This window comes from Mesobacillus boroniphilus JCM 21738 (assembly GCF_000517385.1).
Taxonomy (GTDB): domain Bacteria; phylum Bacillota; class Bacilli; order Bacillales; family Cytobacillaceae; genus Mesobacillus; species Mesobacillus boroniphilus.
The window spans coordinates 1-17,482 of the sequence record NZ_BAUW01000083.1 but is presented as its reverse complement, the minus strand read 5'-3'; the positions used below and the strand labels follow the sequence as shown (position 1 = coordinate 17,482).

The window sequence follows — 17,482 nt, the reverse complement described above, 5'->3', positions numbered from 1 at the left end:
TCAAGAAAAGGCTGTTATTGTGACAGGTTCGGGGTGTTAGGGCGAAAAGCTGTCAAGAAAAAGCCGTTATTGTGACAGGTTTGAGGTGTTAGGTCGAAAAGTCGTCAGAAGTCGAGACACACATTCGGACAGGTTCGTCTTCAAGAGAAGTAAAGCTGTCCGAACCAATAGTACTTCGGCTTTGGAGTACATTTTTTTATAATAGAAGGTAAAAAATAAAATGATGTCCAAGCTTTGAGCGGTATATCCGACTTTAGATTGCTTGTTCTGTTAAAATGTAATTGTGTATTGTCGTCGCATGTCGCCTTTCAGCGAGCTGGAAGGCGGGGACGGGGGAACTGGAAAGAAGACTAGGAAGACCGTCAGTAGATTAAAATGCAAATCTAGTTGGTGCGGATTTTTGGCTCACTTCGTGAAGCTTACGCTTCACTGGCTTTTCCGCTGACGCTGAAAAGCTGCCGAGAGTGAATGAAACGCTGCGGGCAAATACATTTGCCCGGTCGTTTCACTCACTCTCGGCATGAGCCAAAAGTCAAATAGGGTTTGACAATCATCTACGGGGTTCGTTGTATTTCTTTCCACTTTTAAAGTGTTGCTAACACTTTTCATTTGTTATAAGATTGTAATGAGAATAAAATGAGAATAGAGTTAAAGACGGCAATAGTCGGCTTAAAATCTTTTCTATATTGACGGAGGTAATATTATGGCAGGATCTGTATTATCAATTAAGGACCTTCAGGTTGAGATTGAAGGCAAACAGATATTAAAAGGTGTGAACTTGGAAGTTAAGGGTGGGGAAATCCACGCGATCATGGGACCGAATGGTACCGGTAAATCCACTTTGTCTTCTGCTATCATGGGACACCCTAAGTATGTAGTAACGAACGGAACAGTTACGCTTGATGGCGAAGATGTTCTTGAAATGGAAGTTGATGAGAGAGCACGTGCTGGTTTGTTCCTTGCGATGCAATATCCAAGTGAAATCAGTGGTGTAACGAATGCTGACTTCTTGCGTTCTGCGTTGAACAGCCGTCTTGGCGAAGGTAATGAAATTTCTCTTATGAAGTTCATCCGCAAGATGGATAAGCAAATGGAATTCCTTGAAATGGACCTTGATATGGCCCAGCGTTACTTAAATGAAGGTTTCTCCGGCGGTGAAGAAGCGTAACGAGATACTTCAATTGATGATGCTTGAACCAAAAATCGCAATCCTTGATGAAATCGACTCAGGTCTTGATATCGACGCATTGAAGGTTGTTTCTAAAGGAATCAATGAAATGCGCAGTGAAGATTTCGGCTGCTTGATCATCACTCATTACCAGCGTCTTCTTGATTACATCACTCCTGACCATGTTCACGTTATGATGCAGGGCCGCATTGTGAAGTCCGGCGGACCGGAACTTGCACAGCGCTTAGAAGCAGAAGGATACGACTGGATTAAGAAAGAACTGGGCATCGAAGACGAAACAGTTGGGCAAGAAGCTTAAGCGTTGGGGGGATTTATAATGACTACGGAAATGAAATGGGCTTTTGACCAGGAGTACATTACTTCCTTCTCAAAAGAAATGAATGAACCGGAATGGCTGACAGAGCTTCGTATACAATCTCTTGCAAAAGCAGAGGACCTCTCTTTGCCAAGACCGGATAAGACGAAGATTGATAAATGGAATTTTACACAATTCGAAAAACTGCTCGTTAAAAGCGATGCATTTTCATCCATCGACGAGCTTCCAGAAGAGGTAAAAGCACTTGTGGACCTGGAAGCAAAGGACAGCAGCCTGTATGTTCAGCGCAACAACAAGCCTGCATATCTTCAGCTTTCAAAGGAAATGCAAGAGCAAGGCGTCATTTTCACAGATTTTTTCACAGCGGCTCGCGAATACAGTGATTTGCTGAAGAAATATTTCATGACAGCTGTTAAAAGTGATGAGCACCGTTTGACTGCACTTCACGCTGCATTCATGAACGGCGGAGCATTCCTTTATGTTCCGAAAAATGTTCAAATCAAAAATCCTATCCAGGCAATCTTCCTGCATGATGATGCAGAAGCAAGCTTTTCAACCACGTGCTTGTCGTTGCAGAAGACAATAGCTCTGTAACATACGTTGAGAACTACATCTCAACAACTGGCAAAGTGAACGGATTGGTGAATATCGTAACGGAAGCTATCACAGGACAAAATGCTAAAATCCAGTATGGCGCAGTAGATACACTTGCTGAAGGTCTTACTACGTATGTGAACCGTCGCGGTAATGCTGGAAGAGATTCTCGTATCGAGTGGGCTCTTGGCATGATGAACGATTGCAACACAATTTCTGAAAACACTACGAACCTTGTTGGTGATGGCTCATACGGGGACACGAAGACAGTTGTTGTCGGTCGCGGAGAACAGACTCAGAACTTCACTACAAGCATCATCCATTTCGGTAAAAATTCAGAAGGCTATATCTTGAAGCACGGTGTTGTGAAGGATAGCGCGACTTCTATTTTCAATGGAATTGGAAAAATCGAGCATGGTGCTTCTAAGTCAAACGCAGAACAAGAATCTCGCGTACTTATGTTAAGCGAAAAAGCTCGTGGGGACGCTAACCCAATCCTTCTGATCAATGAAGACGATGTAACAGCCGGCCACGCGGCTTCTGTTGGACGCGTTGATCCGCTTCAGCTTTACTACTTGATGAGCCGCGGTATTTCGAAGCATGAAGCAGAGCGTCTTGTCATCCACGGATTCCTTGCGCCAGTTGTTAATGAGCTGCCAATGGAGGGAGTTAAAAAGCAGTTGGTTGAGGTAATCGAAAGGAAAGTTAAATAATGAACGCCCGCGAAATTCGTGAATTATTTCCGATTTTAAATCAGGAAGTCAATGGCAGCCCGCTTGTCTATCTTGACAGCGCAGCGACATCACAAAAGCCGGTGCAGGTTATCGAAGCATTGGATAAATATTATCGCGAATACAACTCCAACGTACACCGCGGTGTCCATACTCTTGGAACAAGAGCGACTGATGGTTACGAAGGATCAAGGGAAAAAGTCCGAAAGTTCATTAACGCAAAATCAATTGAAGAAATCATTTTCACTCGTGGGACGACTACTGCGATCAACACGGTAGCTGCAAGCTATGGACGTGATAGTCTTAAAGAGGGCGATGAAATAGTCATCTCCTATATGGAGCATCACAGTAATATCATTCCGTGGCAGCAGATGGCAAAACAAACGGGTGCAACATTGAAATATATCGACCTGCAGGAAGATGGCACGATTTCACTTGATACTGTAAGAGAAGTGGTTACAGAGAATACGAAAATCGTCTCCATCATGCAGGTTTCCAACGTACTTGGGGTCATGAACCCGATCAAAGAGATTGCCGAGATTGCCCACCAGAATGGTGCGATCATGGTTGTCGATGGCGCCCAAAGCGCTCCGCATATGAAGATTGATGTCCAGGACCTGAATTGCGATTTTCTCGCTTTTTCCGGACATAAGATGTGCGGGCCGACCGGTATCGGCGTATTATATGGCAAGAAGGCACTTCTTGAAAAAATGGAGCCGGTTGAGTTTGGCGGTGAAATGATTGATTTCGTAGGTCTTTACGAGTCAACATGGAAAGAGCTGCCGTGGAAATTCGAAGGCGGAACACCAATCATCGCTGGTGCAATCGGTCTTGGGGCCGCAATCGACTTCCTGAACGAGTTTGGGCTCGACAACATCGAAAAGCATGAACACGCACTTTCGGCTTATGCCATGGATAAAATGTCTGAAATCGATGGCATGACGATCTATGGCCCGAGGGAAGCCGGCAAGCGTGCTGGACTCGTAACATTCAATATTGATGACGTACATCCACATGATGTGGCAACTGTATTAGATGCTGAAGGAATCGCCGTCCGCGCGGGCCACCATTGTGCACAGCCATTGATGAAATGGCTGAAGGCGTCCGCGACAGCACGTGCAAGCTTCTACCTGTACAACACAGAAGAAGATATTGACAAGCTCGTAGCCGGTCTTGTCAAAACAAAGGAGTATTTCAGCGATGTCTTTTAATAATTTAGATAACCTTTATCGGCAAGTTATTATGGATCACTATAAGAACCCTCGCAATAAAGGTGTTTTGGAAGAAGGCAGCCTGACAGTCAATATGAACAACCCGACATGCGGCGACCGCATCCAGCTGACGATGAAAGTCGAAGACGGCAAGGTAGCGGACGCAAAATTTGAAGGGGAAGGCTGCTCGATTTCCATGTCCTCTGCTTCGATGATGACGCAAGCGGTAAAAGGAAGACATATCGAGGAAGCTTTAAAGCTTTCAACGGTTTTTTCTGACATCATGCAGGGAAAAGACTATGAAGAGGATGATCTTGACCTCGGGGATATTGAAGCACTGCAAGGTGTGGCGAAATTCCCGGCAAGGATCAAATGTGCTACTCTTGCATGGAAGGCAATGGAGAAAGGCCTGAAGGAAGAGGAAGACAGCCAATAAAAAATCATCGCTTGGTGATTTTTACACAAATGCAGGGGATTGGCCTGCAGCAGTACAATACAAAGCAGGAAACCTTGTTTCCCTGCTTTAAGAATGGAGGAATTCGACGATGGCTAAAAAAATGCCAGAGATCGGTGATTATAAATACGGTTTTGCCGACAAAGACGTTTCCATCTTCCGGTCTAAACGCGGTTTGACGCGTGAAATCGTTGAAGAAATTTCAAAGCTTAAGGAAGAGCCACAATGGATGCTGGACTTCCGTTTAAAGTCTCTTGAGCACTTTTACAATATGCCAATGCCTCAATGGGGCGGAGACATGGCTTCATTGAATTTTGATGAAATCACTTACTATGTAAAACCATCTGAGCGCTCTGAAAAATCTTGGGATGAAGTTCCTGAAGAAATCAAGGCGACTTTCGATAAGCTTGGTATCCCTGAAGCTGAGCAAAAGTACCTTGCTGGTGTTTCTGCGCAATACGAATCAGAGGTTGTATACCACAACATGAAGCAAGAGCTTGAGGATCTTGGAATCGTCTTTAAAGACACAGATTCAGCTCTTAAAGAAAACGAAGATATCTTCCGTGAGCATTTTGGAAAAGTTATTCCGCCGACAGACAATAAGTTCTCAGCATTGAACTCTGCGGTCTGGTCTGGCGGATCTTTCATCTATGTTCCAAAGGGCATTAAAGTAGATACACCACTTCAGGCGTACTTCCGCATCAACTCTGAAAACATGGGTCAGTTCGAGCGTACATTGATCATTGTTGATGAAGGCGCGCACGTACACTATGTTGAAGGCTGTACAGCTCCTGTGTACACAACAAACTCACTTCACAGTGCGGTTGTTGAAATCATCATCAAGAAAGACGCATATTGCCGTTACACAACAATCCAGAACTGGGCAAACAACGTCTTCAACCTGGTAACAAAGCGTGCGGTCTGTGAAGCGAACGCGACAATGGAATGGATCGATGGCAACATCGGTTCCAAGTTGACAATGAAATACCCAGCAGTCATCCTTAAGGGTGAAGGAGCTCGCGGTATGACATTATCCATCGCAATTGCGGGTAAAGGCCAGCACCAGGATGCAGGTGCGAAAATGATTCACCTTGCTCCAAACACATCATCAACAATCGTATCAAAATCAATCTCTAAGCAAGGCGGAAAAGTAACATACCGCGGTATCGTCCACTTTGGACGCAAAGCTGACGGCGCCCGCTCTAACATTGAGTGTGATACGTTGATCATGGACAACAAGTCTACTTCAGATACGATTCCATTTAATGAAATCCTGAACGACAACATTTCTCTTGAGCACGAAGCGAAGGTTTCCAAAGTATCAGAAGAGCAGCTGTTCTACCTGATGAGCCGCGGAGTTTCCGAAGAAGAAGCAACAGAAATGATTGTAATGGGCTTCATCGAGCCATTCACAAAAGAATTGCCAATGGAATACGCAGTCGAAATGAACCGCCTGATCAAGTTCGAAATGGAAGGTTCAATTGGTTAATAATGATAGTTACGGGAATCCACCTGCCTCGGCAGGTGGATTTTTTGCATGTGAAGCTCATATGTATATGATGCTGTTTTCCAGTGAATGGAAGACGGTTGCAATTAAGTGAATGTTCCGTGCGAATATCATGATTGAACGTGCAATTAATTCAGTTAATCGTGCAAATAATGCAATCGAGTGTACAATTATGATAGAATATCCTGCAATTAATCAAAGACATATGCTATTCACTTAATGGCGGATCCCAGGTTGTTTCTTCATTTCAATTATGGGGAAATATGCTATCATGAAGTTAAAATGGAGGTGCACAGATGATTATTGTTGGCTTAACGGGCTGGGGAGACCATGACAGTTTATATGAGGGCAAGGTTTCACCGCGGGATAAACTGAAGGAGTACTCCAGCCACTTTCCTGCAGTCGAGGTCGATGCCTCTTTTTACGCTGTGCAGCCTGTGAGGAATGCCGCGAAATGGGTAGATGACACACCTGACAATTTTCAATTCATTGTTAAAGCGTACCAGGGAATGACCGGGCACCAGCGCGGTGAAATTCCTTTTACTGATAAAAATGAGATGTTCACTGCATACAAAGAGTCGCTCAAGCCTTATCTCGAGGCGAATAAGCACGGTATGACGCTTTTTCAGTTTCCGCCGTGGTTTGACCTGCGCAAGGAGAATGTCGATTATTTGCGCTGGTGCCGCGATCAGATGGGGGATATCGACTGCGCGCTCGAATTCCGCAACCAGGCATGGTTCACAGATGATATGCGCGAGAAGACACTGGATTTTATGAGAGAGGAAAAGTGGATCCACAGCATTTGCGATGAACCGCAGGCAGGGGAGGGCTCCATACCTACAGTTCTCGAATCTACATCAAAGGATAAGGTTCTTGTCCGCTTTCACGGCCGCAATGTCCATGGCTGGAATAAGAAAGGCAAAGGCGAGGATTGGCGCGAAGTCCGCTATTTATATCGCTATAATCAAGAGGAATTAACAGAGTGGGCCGAAAACCTGAAAAAGTTAAACGAAAGCACATCCCGGGTTTTCGCATTGTTCAACAACAATTCCGGCGGGGATGCGGCTGATAATGCCAATCAAATGGTGGAGCTATTGGACATAGAATACGAGGGGTTAAACCCGAGGCAGCTGGATTTGTTTTAAGACTTTGGACCCCATGATAACATGCAGTGGGGCACTTCATTTTAAAAAGAGGATGGTTAGATGGAAGAGATTATTCATATTTACCATACGAATGATTTGCATAGCCATTTGGAGCAATGGCCGAGCATCCATAAGCTGGTGACTGAGCGAAGGCGCTGGCACGAGGAAGCGGGCGACGAGGTTCTTGTTTTCGATATTGGCGATCATATGGACCGCTGGCATCCATTAGCAGATGCAACCAGGGGAAAGGCAAATTGCCGTCTTTTGAATGAAGCTGGCTATGATGCAGCGACGATAGGGAATAACGAAGGCATCACGCTTCCTTTCGAAGACCTGGATTCGATGTACCTTGATAAGAATTTTGAAATGCTGATAGCAAATCTATATAATCGGGATGGGAGCAGGCCGGGGTGGGCTAAGCCCTATCATGTATATATAAGCAACAGCGGGACTAGAATCGGTGTCATTGGCATCACAGTGAATTTTGGCATGTTTTATGAGCAGCTGGGGTGGAAGCTGAATGACCCGATCGATGAGCTGAAGAACTGCGTCGAACAATTAAAAGATGAAACGGATGTCATTATCCTTCTATCACATTTAGGAATTCATGATGATGAAATGATTGCGGGGATGTTCCCGGAAATTGACGTCATTTTAGGCGGCCATACCCACCATATTTTACTTGAGGGCAAGGAGGTTGGCTCCAGCTTGCTGGCGGGAGCTGGGAAATTTGGGTACTATACCGGGCATGTGACATTGAAGCTGGATAAGAATACTAAGCAGATTTTACATAAGAAAGCGATACTCTATGATATGAACGAAGAAGATCAGGCCCAGGTCGAGCAGCAAATGGCAGAAGGATATTTTTTGGAAGGCAAAAGGCTGTTGGCAGAAAGTGTTGCTTTTCTTCCAGAGGCTTTAAAGGCAGATCCAATGCAGCATTCGGAACTTTCCAGAATGCTCACTCAGGCATTAAGAGAATGGTGCAATGCCGATTGTGCGTTCATGAATGCCGGGATGATCCTTAAAGGGCTGAAGCAGGGAAATGTTACGAAGTTCGACCTGCTCGAAATTTGTCCGCATCCAATCAATCCTTGCACCATCAGAATGTCAGGAGCAGAGCTAAAAGAAGTGCTCCTTCAGACCAGGGATGAAAAATGGCCCCATCTGCAAATTAAGGGGCTTGGCTTTCGCGGTACCGTCATGGGTGTCATGGAGTATGATGGAATCGAGTTTCAGCGAAAAGGTAATGTCACCCAGGTCCTCATCAATGGCAGGCTGATCGAGGCCAAGGAACACTATATACTGGCTATTCCCGATATGTTCACGTTCGGCCGGTTTTTCCCTGAGATTCAACGAGCGGTGGAAAAGGAATACTGGCTTCCCGAGTTCCTTCGCAATTTGCTTGAGTGGAAGCTTACATCTTATTAAAATAATCTCTCGTGCTTTAATGGGCTGGTCCCTCAGTTTAATGAACTGAAATTATCAACCAACTTTCAGCAATATCTGATCAAAATATCACGCTTTCCGCCTCTCCTTCATAGAGTGTTATTGGGATTGAAGGAGGGAGTTGTGATCATGATTGAGATGTCACCTATTGAAATAGAAGGCAGGACGTTTTTATGTATTTCTGTAAAACTGCCGAAGACAAACCTGCTTGTTGTTACAGGAGATAAAGGATACATTATGTGCGGAGCTCTGGATGTCGCACTTCTCAATGAAAAACTTAAGGGCAGGAAGGTTATTGCCGGCAGGGCGGTTGGCGTAAAAACAATCGAGGAATTGCTTGAAGCCCCGCTGGAGTCCGTCACTTATGAAGCGGAAAACCTTGGTGCCACAAAAGGTATGATCGGCAAAGAAGCATTGCTGTTCATGAATTAACAAGGCAGCCTGTATGGCTGTCTTTTTGCGTTGACGTGTGAACATATTGTGGCAATTGTTAAGAATCAATGGAGCTATCCGATATATAAGTTGAACTGCTTTTTTCCCAACTCAAAATCACAAAAGGTATCACCACTCTTATAATTATTGTGATAGAATATAAGAAAATATTGTCGTTTTATGTAAAATTTTCTTGTTTTTCTAGTTATTTTTCGGAAATTATCGCCGGAAAATAGCCACCACCAACTAACAGATAAAGTGGGAATTGACATGAGACTCGTAGCCACCACTTCGGTAGAGGAAGGGGCTTTACTCGGGAAAGCCATTTATAATGACAAGGGCCAGGTTCTTTTAAACGTAGGCGCAAGACTCGAAGGCAAAATCCTTAGCCGACTTGAAGAGTTTGGTATTGACTATATTTATATCAAAGATCCTGATACAGACGATATCATTGTGAGAAACTCCATATCAGATGAACTGCGAGTCAATGCGATTATGACGATTGGGGATACATTCAAGCAAATTCAGCTGGATTCGAAGGTTTCACAAACCTTTGTACTGGAAAAATCAGCGAGGAAATTCAAGAAGCTGATCAGTGATTTGCTTAATGAGCTACAAAGGAGCAAAGAGCTGTTGAATTTGCTGTCCGATGTGTTCCTGCATGACCACTATATTTTTTCTCATTCATTGAATGTTACTTTATATGCCCTGGCGATTGGCATCGAAATGAAGCTGACTCCAAAAGAGCTTGAGCAGCTGGGTCTCGGAGCGATTTTACATGATGTTGGAAAAATGAATGTTCCAGAAGAAATTTTATTAAAACCAGGCAAGCTGACTGCGGAAGAATTCCAAGTCATTAAGGCCCACGCTGAAGATGGCTTTCAGATGCTCAGGAATATCCCGACCGTTCCTCTGATAGTGGCTCATTGTGCCTATCAGCATCACGAACGCTTGAATGGTGCAGGCTATCCACGTGGATTGAAAAAGGACGAAATCCACTTATTTGGAAAGATACTTGGTGTGGCAGATGTGTTTGATGCCGTTACTTCTAATCGTGTTTATCGGCCAGCTATGCTTCCGCATGAAGGTCTTGAAATCCTCTATTCGGGGTCAGGCAGCCTGTTTGATACGAAGGTAGTCGATGCCTTCCGAAGAGCGGTGGCGATATATCCGGTCGGCCTTACCGTTATGTTAAGCGATGGGCGGAAGGGAGTAGTGGCTGAGCAGAATCCTGGCTTGGGTGAGCGCCCTATTGTGCGTATTCTCGAGGAAAGCGGCCGAAAAGTAGTGCCATACCAGCTTGATTTGGAATCGAACCTATCCCTGATGATTGTCAGCTGTGATACGATTATTAAGTATGAGTACGCAGCTAATTATTAATTTTTTCAAAATGGTATTTTAGTAGAGCAGTCACAAACTTTAAATACTTTTTAGGCTAGTTCCCCCCTTTGAAGCATACATATAGCTTTAGAGGGGGGATTTGTTTTGGCAAAATTCGGCCGGCGGCTGCCTCGAAAAGGGCCCTTGCCTTTCAGGTATGTATTCCTGCTGACATTCGTCTTTTTTTCCTTTTCAACAGCAGCAGGATTGTGGATCATAGATAAAGGGCTCGAGCCCACTTTAATGAAATATGCAGAATCCCAGACTAGAAAAATTGCCACGCTTGTAATCAATAAGGCGATCAATAAGAAGATTGCCAATGGGATGGATATTGATAAAGTAATCGAGTTTGTTCCGGTGGATGGCGGAACGACTACTGTAGTGAAATTCAATACTGAAATCATCAACAGGGTAAAAGCAGAAACGACTAATATCGTGCAAATGAACCTGAAGGAAGCAGAAAGAGGGCATCTCACTTCACTCGAGATGCTGACAGATGTCGAGCTCGTCACTGATGAAGAGGACAGGGAAGCAGGAATCATTTATTACGTTCCATTGGGCCAGGCCACCAATAATGCACTCCTTGGTAATATGGGCCCGAGAGTTCCTGTGAAATTCAATGCGATTGGGGATGTGACATCAGATGTGGTCTGGGATACCGAAGAGCATGGAATCAACAATACGTTAATTAATGTTTCCGTCAGAGTCAAGGTCAACGTCCAAATTATCATCCCGTTTGCGACTAAAATAGCCACTGTGCAGGAAAATATTCCGATTGGCAGCTTCTATTACCCTGGAAAGGTACCGCAATTTTATAATGGCGGCGGTGGGGTCGTACCACCTGCTATTCAGGTTCCTGGCACGCCTGGGCAATAAAAACAGTTGTCAAGTTAGCGATATTGTTATATTATAAAATCAATTGAATAATAAACCACATCATTCCGATGGGGTAGAGGCGCAGGATTCAAGAGTAAGCTGTGTGAGGATGACAACGTTGATCACAGCTAAAAGGGAATTTTGCCGAAGCAATAATGAGTGAGTCACATTTTTTATTGCTGGGGATACTTTGAACAAAAGTATCACTGTCATTATGGAGGTATATCCATAATGGGGAGCTACAGATCGTGATGGAGACACTAGTTGCTTACTTCAGGGCAGCGATAGAATGTTCTCTATCGTTGCCCTTTTTTATTTATTTTTAAAAAGTAGCTACAACTCTTTTCATGTAACCAGTTTCCCCCTGTCAAAAACAAGGAGGAGAAAGAAAAAATGGAGAACACAATTTTTTCATTGCTGCCGCCATTAGTGGCAATCTTAATGGTAGTGATCACAAGACGAGTGCTTCTGTCTTTGGGGACAGGCATCATCGCAGCGGCTTTTTTGCTCGCTGAATTTAATTTCGCAGAAACATTTGCTATTATGTGGGACGCGATCAAGGGTATTGTTGTCGCAGATGGTGAACTGAACACATATAGCCTGTACATCATCCTATTCTTATTATTATTGGGTACTATCACAGCGTTCATTTCAATTTCGGGCGGAAGCCGCGCGTTTGGCGAATGGGCGATGAAGCGTGTAAAAACAAGAGTCGGAGCACAGCTTGTTGGCGCATTTTTAGGATTCATTATTTTCATTGATGATTATTTCAATGCTCTGGCAGTCGGCCAAGTTACACGCCCGATCACAGACCGACAAAAGGTTTCACGTGCAAAGCTGGCCTATATTATCGATTCAACATCAGCACCTGTGTGTGTTATCTCTCCGATTTCAAGCTGGGGTGCCTATATCATTGCATTAATCGGTACAATTCTTGCTGCGCACGGTGTAAATGAATATAGTGCGTTCTCAGGATTTATGCAAATTGTGCCAATGAACTTTTACGCACTTGCAGCGTTAGCGATGGTGTTTATCGTAGCTCTTCGAAATATTGAAATTGGACCGATGAAAAAGCATGAAGAACGTGCGATCACTGAAGGAATCGTCGTCCCACAGGACAAGCCTGTACCAGGAGAACTGAAGGATGACCTTCCCACAAGCACAAAAGGGACAGTTGGAGACCTTGTATGGCCGATTGTAGCCCTTGTGGCTGGAACGGTAGGCATGATGCTTTGGACTGGAGCAAGCGCTGTTGAAGGTGAAGTTACCATTTTAGCGATTTTTGAAAACACAGATGTAACGAAGTCTCTTGTCACTGGCGGATTGCTTGGCCTGGCTGTTGCACTGATTCTGTTTGTAAGGCAGGCAGTAGTGTTAAAAGGCGTCAATGCCAATGTTTTTGGCAAAGGAATGGTTGAGGGCATTAAGTCAATGCTCCCGGCTATTTATATCCTGTTCTTCGCATGGGTTATTGTTGATTTAATTGGAAGACTTGAAACTGGCAAGTATCTTGCTGGTATTGTTGAAAGCTCTAATATCAATATCTCATTCTTGCCGTTCCTGCTATTCCTCGTAGCTGGAATCATGGCTTTCTCAACAGGAACTTCATGGGTTCATTCGGCATCCTGCTTCCAATTGCCGGGGACATCGCTGCAGCAGCTGATATCACGCTCATGCTGCCGGCATTAGCAGCAGTTTTGGCGGGCGCGGTTTTTGGTGACCACTGCTCACCGATATCTGATACTACGATCCTTTCATCAACAGGAGCTGGCTCACACCACCTGGATCATGTCATGACCCAGCTGCCATACGCTTTGATCTCCGCTGCGATTGCATCTGTCGGATTCCTGATCATTGGTTTCACTGGCAGCACTTTAGGAGCACTTGCGGTTGTGGCAATCTTGCTTCTTGCCTTTGCTTTCATTTTTGGAAGCAAGACTACCCAGGAAGAAGTGTGAAAGGAAAATCTTGCAAAATAATGTTAAGGCTGTCTTACTTTCAGACAGCCTTTTTTCATATTTTGAAAAAAATAGGAATAGAATCCTAATTAATAGGGAGTATTGGTATAGTTGGGAAAAATTTTTAGGAATAATTTTATTATGAGCAAAATAATATTTTGACAAGCAATTAAAAACTAGCTATACTATTCCTAGACTAAATAATCTGAAAATATAAAACTTTCTAATTATCAACATTTTCCAGGTGATTAGAAGGCGAGGGGGATTAAAAATGGAAAATCGTCCACAGTGGGGAACGAGGGCAGGATTCATTCTTGCCGCAGTAGGATCGGCAGTAGGGTTGGGAAATATTTGGCGCTTCCCGGGTGTAGCTTATGAGAATGGCGGGGGAGCATTCTTCTTCCCATACTTATTCGCACTTTTGACGGCTGGTATTCCAATTTTGATTTTGGAGTTCACGATTGGCCATAAGTACCGCGGTTCTGCACCATTAAGTTACTTTAGAATGCGCAAAGGTGCAGAGTGGATTGGCTGGTGGCAGCTTGCCGTATCCTTTGTCATTTCGACTTATTATGCAGTAATCATTGCTTGGGCAATGTCTTACGCTTATTTCTCACTAAGCAAGCAGTGGGGAGACGACCCGCTATCATTCCTAGTCGGTGATTATTTGAAGGTAGTTGATGCAGGTCAAGTTGGAAGTATCGTACCTGGTGTATTCCTTCCATTGGTCATTGTATGGTTCATCACTCTTGGTATTTTGTTCAAGGGAGTAAAGAAAGGTATCGAAGTTGCGAACAAGATTTTTATTCCGGCACTTTTTATTTTATTCTTTGTGATTGTCGTTCGCGCTTTAACTCTGGATGGAGCAATCGATGGCGTCAATGCATTCTTCAAGCCAGACTGGAGCCAAATCTTTAATGGTAAAGTATGGGTGGCGGCTTATGGACAGATTTTCTTCAGTTTATCCATTGCTTTTGCAATCATGATCACTTACTCAAGTTATCTTCCAAAGAAATCTGATATTACAAACAACGCATTCATTACAGCATTTGCTAACTCTTCCTTTGAGTTGCTGGCTGGTATCGGGGTATTCGCGGCATTGGGCTTCATGGCAATGCAGTCAGGTCAACCAATCGACCAAGTAGTAAGCAAAGGTGTAATCCTTGCATTCGCGGTATTCCCGCAAATCATTAATGAATTACCAGCATTCAGTGCAGCATTCGGAGTGCTATTCTTCGTCAGCTTGACGCTCGCAGGATTGTCTTCATTGATTTCAATCGTTGAGACTTATGTTGCAGGTGTCCAGGATAAGTTCAATGTTTCCCGTACAAAAGCTGTTGCAATCGGCGGCGGTCTATCTGCTTTGATTTCGATTCTATTTGCAACTCAGGGCGGTTTGAACTTCCTTGACTCAGCGGATGCTTTCATCAATAACTATGGTGTTGCTCTTGCTGGTCTGGTAGAAGTAGTCTTCATTGTCTGGGTAGCAAAGGAACTGACTAACCTGCAAAACCATGCTGATGCAATCTCAGATATTCGCCTTGGAAGCTGGTGGGTCATTTCTTTGAAATATATCACTCCAATCGTTTTGGGTATCATGATGGTCATGAATATCTTGACAGACCTGAAAACAAGCTACGGCGGCTACCCGGTGATGTTTAACGTTTACTCTGGATGGCTAGTAGCAATCGGTGCAATTGTTGCTGGATTTGTATTCGCTAAAGCGAAGAAATGGGATAAAGCGCTATACGAAATTCCACAAGACAAGGGGGTTTCAAAATAATGGATCTTAGTGCATTAGTAATGATGGTTGTAGGTATGGTAATTATCTGGGGAGGACTTGCAGCGAGTGTCATACACGCAGTAAGGAAAGCCCGTTCATAAAATGGGAAGGCCAACCGGAATGGTTGGCCTTTTTGTATGCTTATTTTTTTAGCCTTGCTCTTTCCTGTCTGGCCCACATTTTCAGATGTGGATATGGGTCAAATGACCATTCAGTATAGCCGTTGTCCTTGTACATTCCGTAATGTAGATGGGGAGGGAATTTTCCGCTTGTTCCTGGAGGCCCATACCCCGAGCTGCCGACACCGCCGATTACGGTTCCAGGCTCAACTATTTGCCCTACCTTAAGGTCTTTTGCAAAGCCGCTCAAGTGGGCAAAATAATGGTAAGTGTTATTTATATCACGGATGCCGACCCGCCATCCACCGTACTTGTTCCAGCCTTTCATTTCAACGATTCCGTATCCTGTCGCGCGTACAGGAACTCCATAGCCGGCGAAAATATCGGTTCCTTCATGAATCCGTCTGCCGCCCCAGCCACGGGCGTCCCCCCATGTATTGTTATAGCTGTGGTTGCTCCTTAGTGGCATAGGAAATACATGTGTATCGAGATCTAAACGTCCGAAATGCTTGTAAATCATCGCTTTGCCAATGATGATCCCAACTGTTTTGTCACGCTTATAGTAATTCCACAGCCCGATTTTTAAGTTTTCATGATCTGTCCCATATGAAAGCAAGTATTGGGCAAAAGCCTGGAGGACATCTTCATCATCCTTTAAACTTGCTTTGCCATCACCATTCCCATCGAATCCAATTCCATTGAAAAATTGAATGGATACGCGATTATCATCCTCAATATTAGGGTTAAGCAGTCCTGCCCACTCTTCCGGTTTGAAATAAACCCCGGCAACACCTTCAGCCTTGGGCAAATCTTTTCTTGCCTGGCGGACATTCCGCTCATATTGGTCCACCGCGGCAATATAGTACCAGGGGATCTGGGTAACAGCTTCTACTTTGGTATAGAGTTCCATCCTTTTTTTAAATACATCTTCTTGACCCTGCTCAGCAGCAGTTGCTTTATCCTTGAACAAGACTGGGAATAGTAAAAAAGAACGATAACTGCCTTAAGGAATTTCACCGTAATCCTCCCTTCGTAATCTAGCTCTTTTAATTTCCAGCGTCTGCGCTTTATTATTGTAAAAGCTAGCGCTTGCGCTTTTCTTTGTCTAGCTCCAGCGCCTAGCCTCTCGAGACGCTTCGGTCCGCCCAATGAAGTCAAAGAACGACTTCACTGGTCAGCCCTCCAGCGCTAGTCGGGTCTAACCAAGGCGCTTGCGCTTTTCTTGTTATAGTTTGCGATGATGGGGATTTTTCATAAATATCAAATAATGGTAATCGCAAGTTTATCGTACTTGTCGATAGTTTTTCATTGTGTTAAAGTGACATCAGAAGCTGTATACTGGCCTTGATTTTTACATGGTGTTCTTGATGTAATGCAGCAGGAATGGAGTGAAAATAATGAGCAAAAAAGAGGTACAGAGAAAGCCTGATTGGCTGAAAATAAAGTTAAATACGAATGAAAACTATACTGGCTTAAAAAAGCTGATGCGCGAGAAAAATCTACATACTGTATGCGAAGAAGCAAAATGCCCGAACATCCACGAATGCTGGGCAGTAAGAAGAACTGCGACCTTCATGATCCTTGGTGATGTATGTACGCGTGCATGCCGTTTTTGTGCTGTAAAAACTGGCCTTCCGACTGAGCTTGACTGGCAGGAGCCAGAAAGAGTGGCGGATTCCGTTACACTTATGAACTTAAAGCATGTTGTCGTAACTGCTGTTGCCCGCGATGACCTGAAGGATGGGGGAGCAGCTGTTTTCGCTGAGACGGTAAGAGCGATTCGCAAGAAAAATCCATTTACCTCAATTGAAGTATTGCCTTCCGATATGGGCGGAGTTGAGGAAAACCTGAAAACACTTATGGATGCACGACCAGATATCCTGAACCACAACATCGAAACGGTTAGAAGCTTGACGCCAAGAATCCGTGCACGTGCAACTTATGAGCGTTCACTTGAGTTCCTCCGCCGCGCAAAAGAAATGCAGCCAGATATCCCGACGAAATCCAGCATCATGGTTGGATTAGGCGAAACGAAAGAAGAATTGATTGAAGCAATGGATGACCTGAGAGCAAACAATGTGGACATTATTACACTTGGCCAATACCTGCAGCCTTCCAAGAAGCATCTTGAGGTCCAGAAATACTATCATCCAGACGAGTTTGCCGAGTTAAGGGAAATCGCAATCGAGAAAGGCTTCAGTCATTGCGAAGCAGGCCCACTTGTCCGTTCATCGTATCATGCAGATGAGCAGGTTAATTCAGCCGCAAAACATAGACAACAGCTTGCAGATCAGGAAGCTCAGCAGGCGTAAGATTTAAAAAAGAGTTCAGCATACAC

Annotated in this window: 12 protein-coding genes, 3 pseudogenes and 1 riboswitch; of the genes and pseudogenes, 14 read left to right on the top strand and 1 reads right to left on the bottom strand. The window is 44.3% G+C overall.

What is annotated here, in order from left to right; translation table 11 throughout:
* Positions 1-703 precede the first annotated feature (703 nt).
* From sufC to JCM21738_RS23515, 13 genes and pseudogenes are all read left to right on the top strand, one after another.
* A pseudogene (gene sufC / locus JCM21738_RS17565) lies at positions 704-1,487 on the top strand (Fe-S cluster assembly ATPase SufC).
* 18 nt (positions 1,488-1,505) lie between these two features.
* Positions 1,506-2,812: pseudogene (gene sufD / locus JCM21738_RS17560) on the top strand (Fe-S cluster assembly protein SufD).
* Complete coding sequence (locus JCM21738_RS17555) at positions 2,812-4,041, top strand: cysteine desulfurase (RefSeq protein ID WP_023626566.1); 1,230 nt, start codon at positions 2,812-2,814, stop codon at positions 4,039-4,041. The pseudogene sufD and the gene JCM21738_RS17555 overlap by 1 nt, the downstream one beginning before the upstream one ends.
* Entirely contained in the window at positions 4,031-4,477 is a 447-nt protein-coding gene (gene sufU / locus JCM21738_RS17550) for a Fe-S cluster assembly sulfur transfer protein SufU (protein WP_023626567.1), read from the top strand. Before JCM21738_RS17555 ends, sufU begins: the two co-directional genes overlap by 11 nt.
* Positions 4,478-4,586: 109 nt before the next feature.
* The gene (gene sufB / locus JCM21738_RS17545; protein ID WP_023626568.1) at positions 4,587-5,984 is read left to right on the top strand and encodes a Fe-S cluster assembly protein SufB; all 1,398 of its coding nucleotides are present in this window, start codon (positions 4,587-4,589) and stop codon (positions 5,982-5,984) included.
* A gap of 314 nt (positions 5,985-6,298) precedes the next feature.
* Positions 6,299-7,147 carry a DUF72 domain-containing protein gene (locus JCM21738_RS17540; protein WP_023626570.1) on the top strand — a complete coding sequence of 283 codons (849 nt, stop codon included), beginning with the start codon at positions 6,299-6,301 and terminating at the stop codon, positions 7,145-7,147.
* A gap of 60 nt (positions 7,148-7,207) precedes the next feature.
* Positions 7,208-8,578 carry a bifunctional metallophosphatase/5'-nucleotidase gene (locus tag JCM21738_RS17535; RefSeq protein WP_023626571.1) on the top strand — a complete coding sequence of 457 codons (1,371 nt, stop codon included), beginning with the start codon at positions 7,208-7,210 and terminating at the stop codon, positions 8,576-8,578.
* Between the two features lie 147 nt (positions 8,579-8,725).
* Entirely contained in the window at positions 8,726-9,028 is a 303-nt protein-coding gene (locus tag JCM21738_RS17530; protein WP_023626572.1) for a YunC family protein, read from the top strand.
* Between the two features lie 270 nt (positions 9,029-9,298).
* Positions 9,299-10,408 (top strand): HD-GYP domain-containing protein, encoded by a 1,110-nt coding sequence (locus JCM21738_RS17520; RefSeq protein ID WP_023626574.1) that lies wholly within the window; start codon positions 9,299-9,301, stop codon positions 10,406-10,408.
* Positions 10,409-10,513: 105 nt separating this feature from the next.
* Positions 10,514-11,284, top strand: coding sequence for a sporulation protein YunB (yunB, locus tag JCM21738_RS17515; RefSeq protein ID WP_023626575.1), 771 nt, complete (start codon positions 10,514-10,516; stop codon positions 11,282-11,284).
* A gap of 66 nt (positions 11,285-11,350) precedes the next feature.
* A riboswitch (Lysine riboswitch) is annotated at positions 11,351-11,534 on the top strand.
* 143 nt (positions 11,535-11,677) lie between these two features.
* Positions 11,678-13,242 (top strand): annotated as a pseudogene (locus tag JCM21738_RS17510) (Na+/H+ antiporter NhaC family protein).
* A gap of 271 nt (positions 13,243-13,513) precedes the next feature.
* Positions 13,514-15,025, top strand: a complete 1,512-nt coding sequence (locus JCM21738_RS17505) for a sodium-dependent transporter (protein WP_023626577.1) — start codon at positions 13,514-13,516, stop codon at positions 15,023-15,025.
* Positions 15,025-15,126: a methionine/alanine import family NSS transporter small subunit gene (locus JCM21738_RS23515; protein WP_023626578.1), complete on the top strand. Its 102-nt coding sequence runs from the start codon at positions 15,025-15,027 to the stop codon at positions 15,124-15,126. Before JCM21738_RS17505 ends, JCM21738_RS23515 begins: the two co-directional genes overlap by 1 nt.
* 40 nt (positions 15,127-15,166) lie before the next feature.
* Here the strand turns inward: JCM21738_RS23515 and JCM21738_RS17500 are convergent, their stop codons facing one another.
* Positions 15,167-16,054 (bottom strand): M23 family metallopeptidase, encoded by an 888-nt coding sequence (locus JCM21738_RS17500; RefSeq protein WP_081742156.1) that lies wholly within the window; start codon positions 16,052-16,054, stop codon positions 15,167-15,169.
* Positions 16,055-16,541: 487 nt separating this feature from the next.
* Here JCM21738_RS17500 and lipA point away from each other — a divergent pair, with 487 nt between their 5' ends.
* Positions 16,542-17,456, top strand: coding sequence for a lipoyl synthase (lipA, locus tag JCM21738_RS17495; protein ID WP_023626580.1), 915 nt, complete (start codon positions 16,542-16,544; stop codon positions 17,454-17,456).
* Positions 17,457-17,482 lie beyond the last annotated feature (26 nt).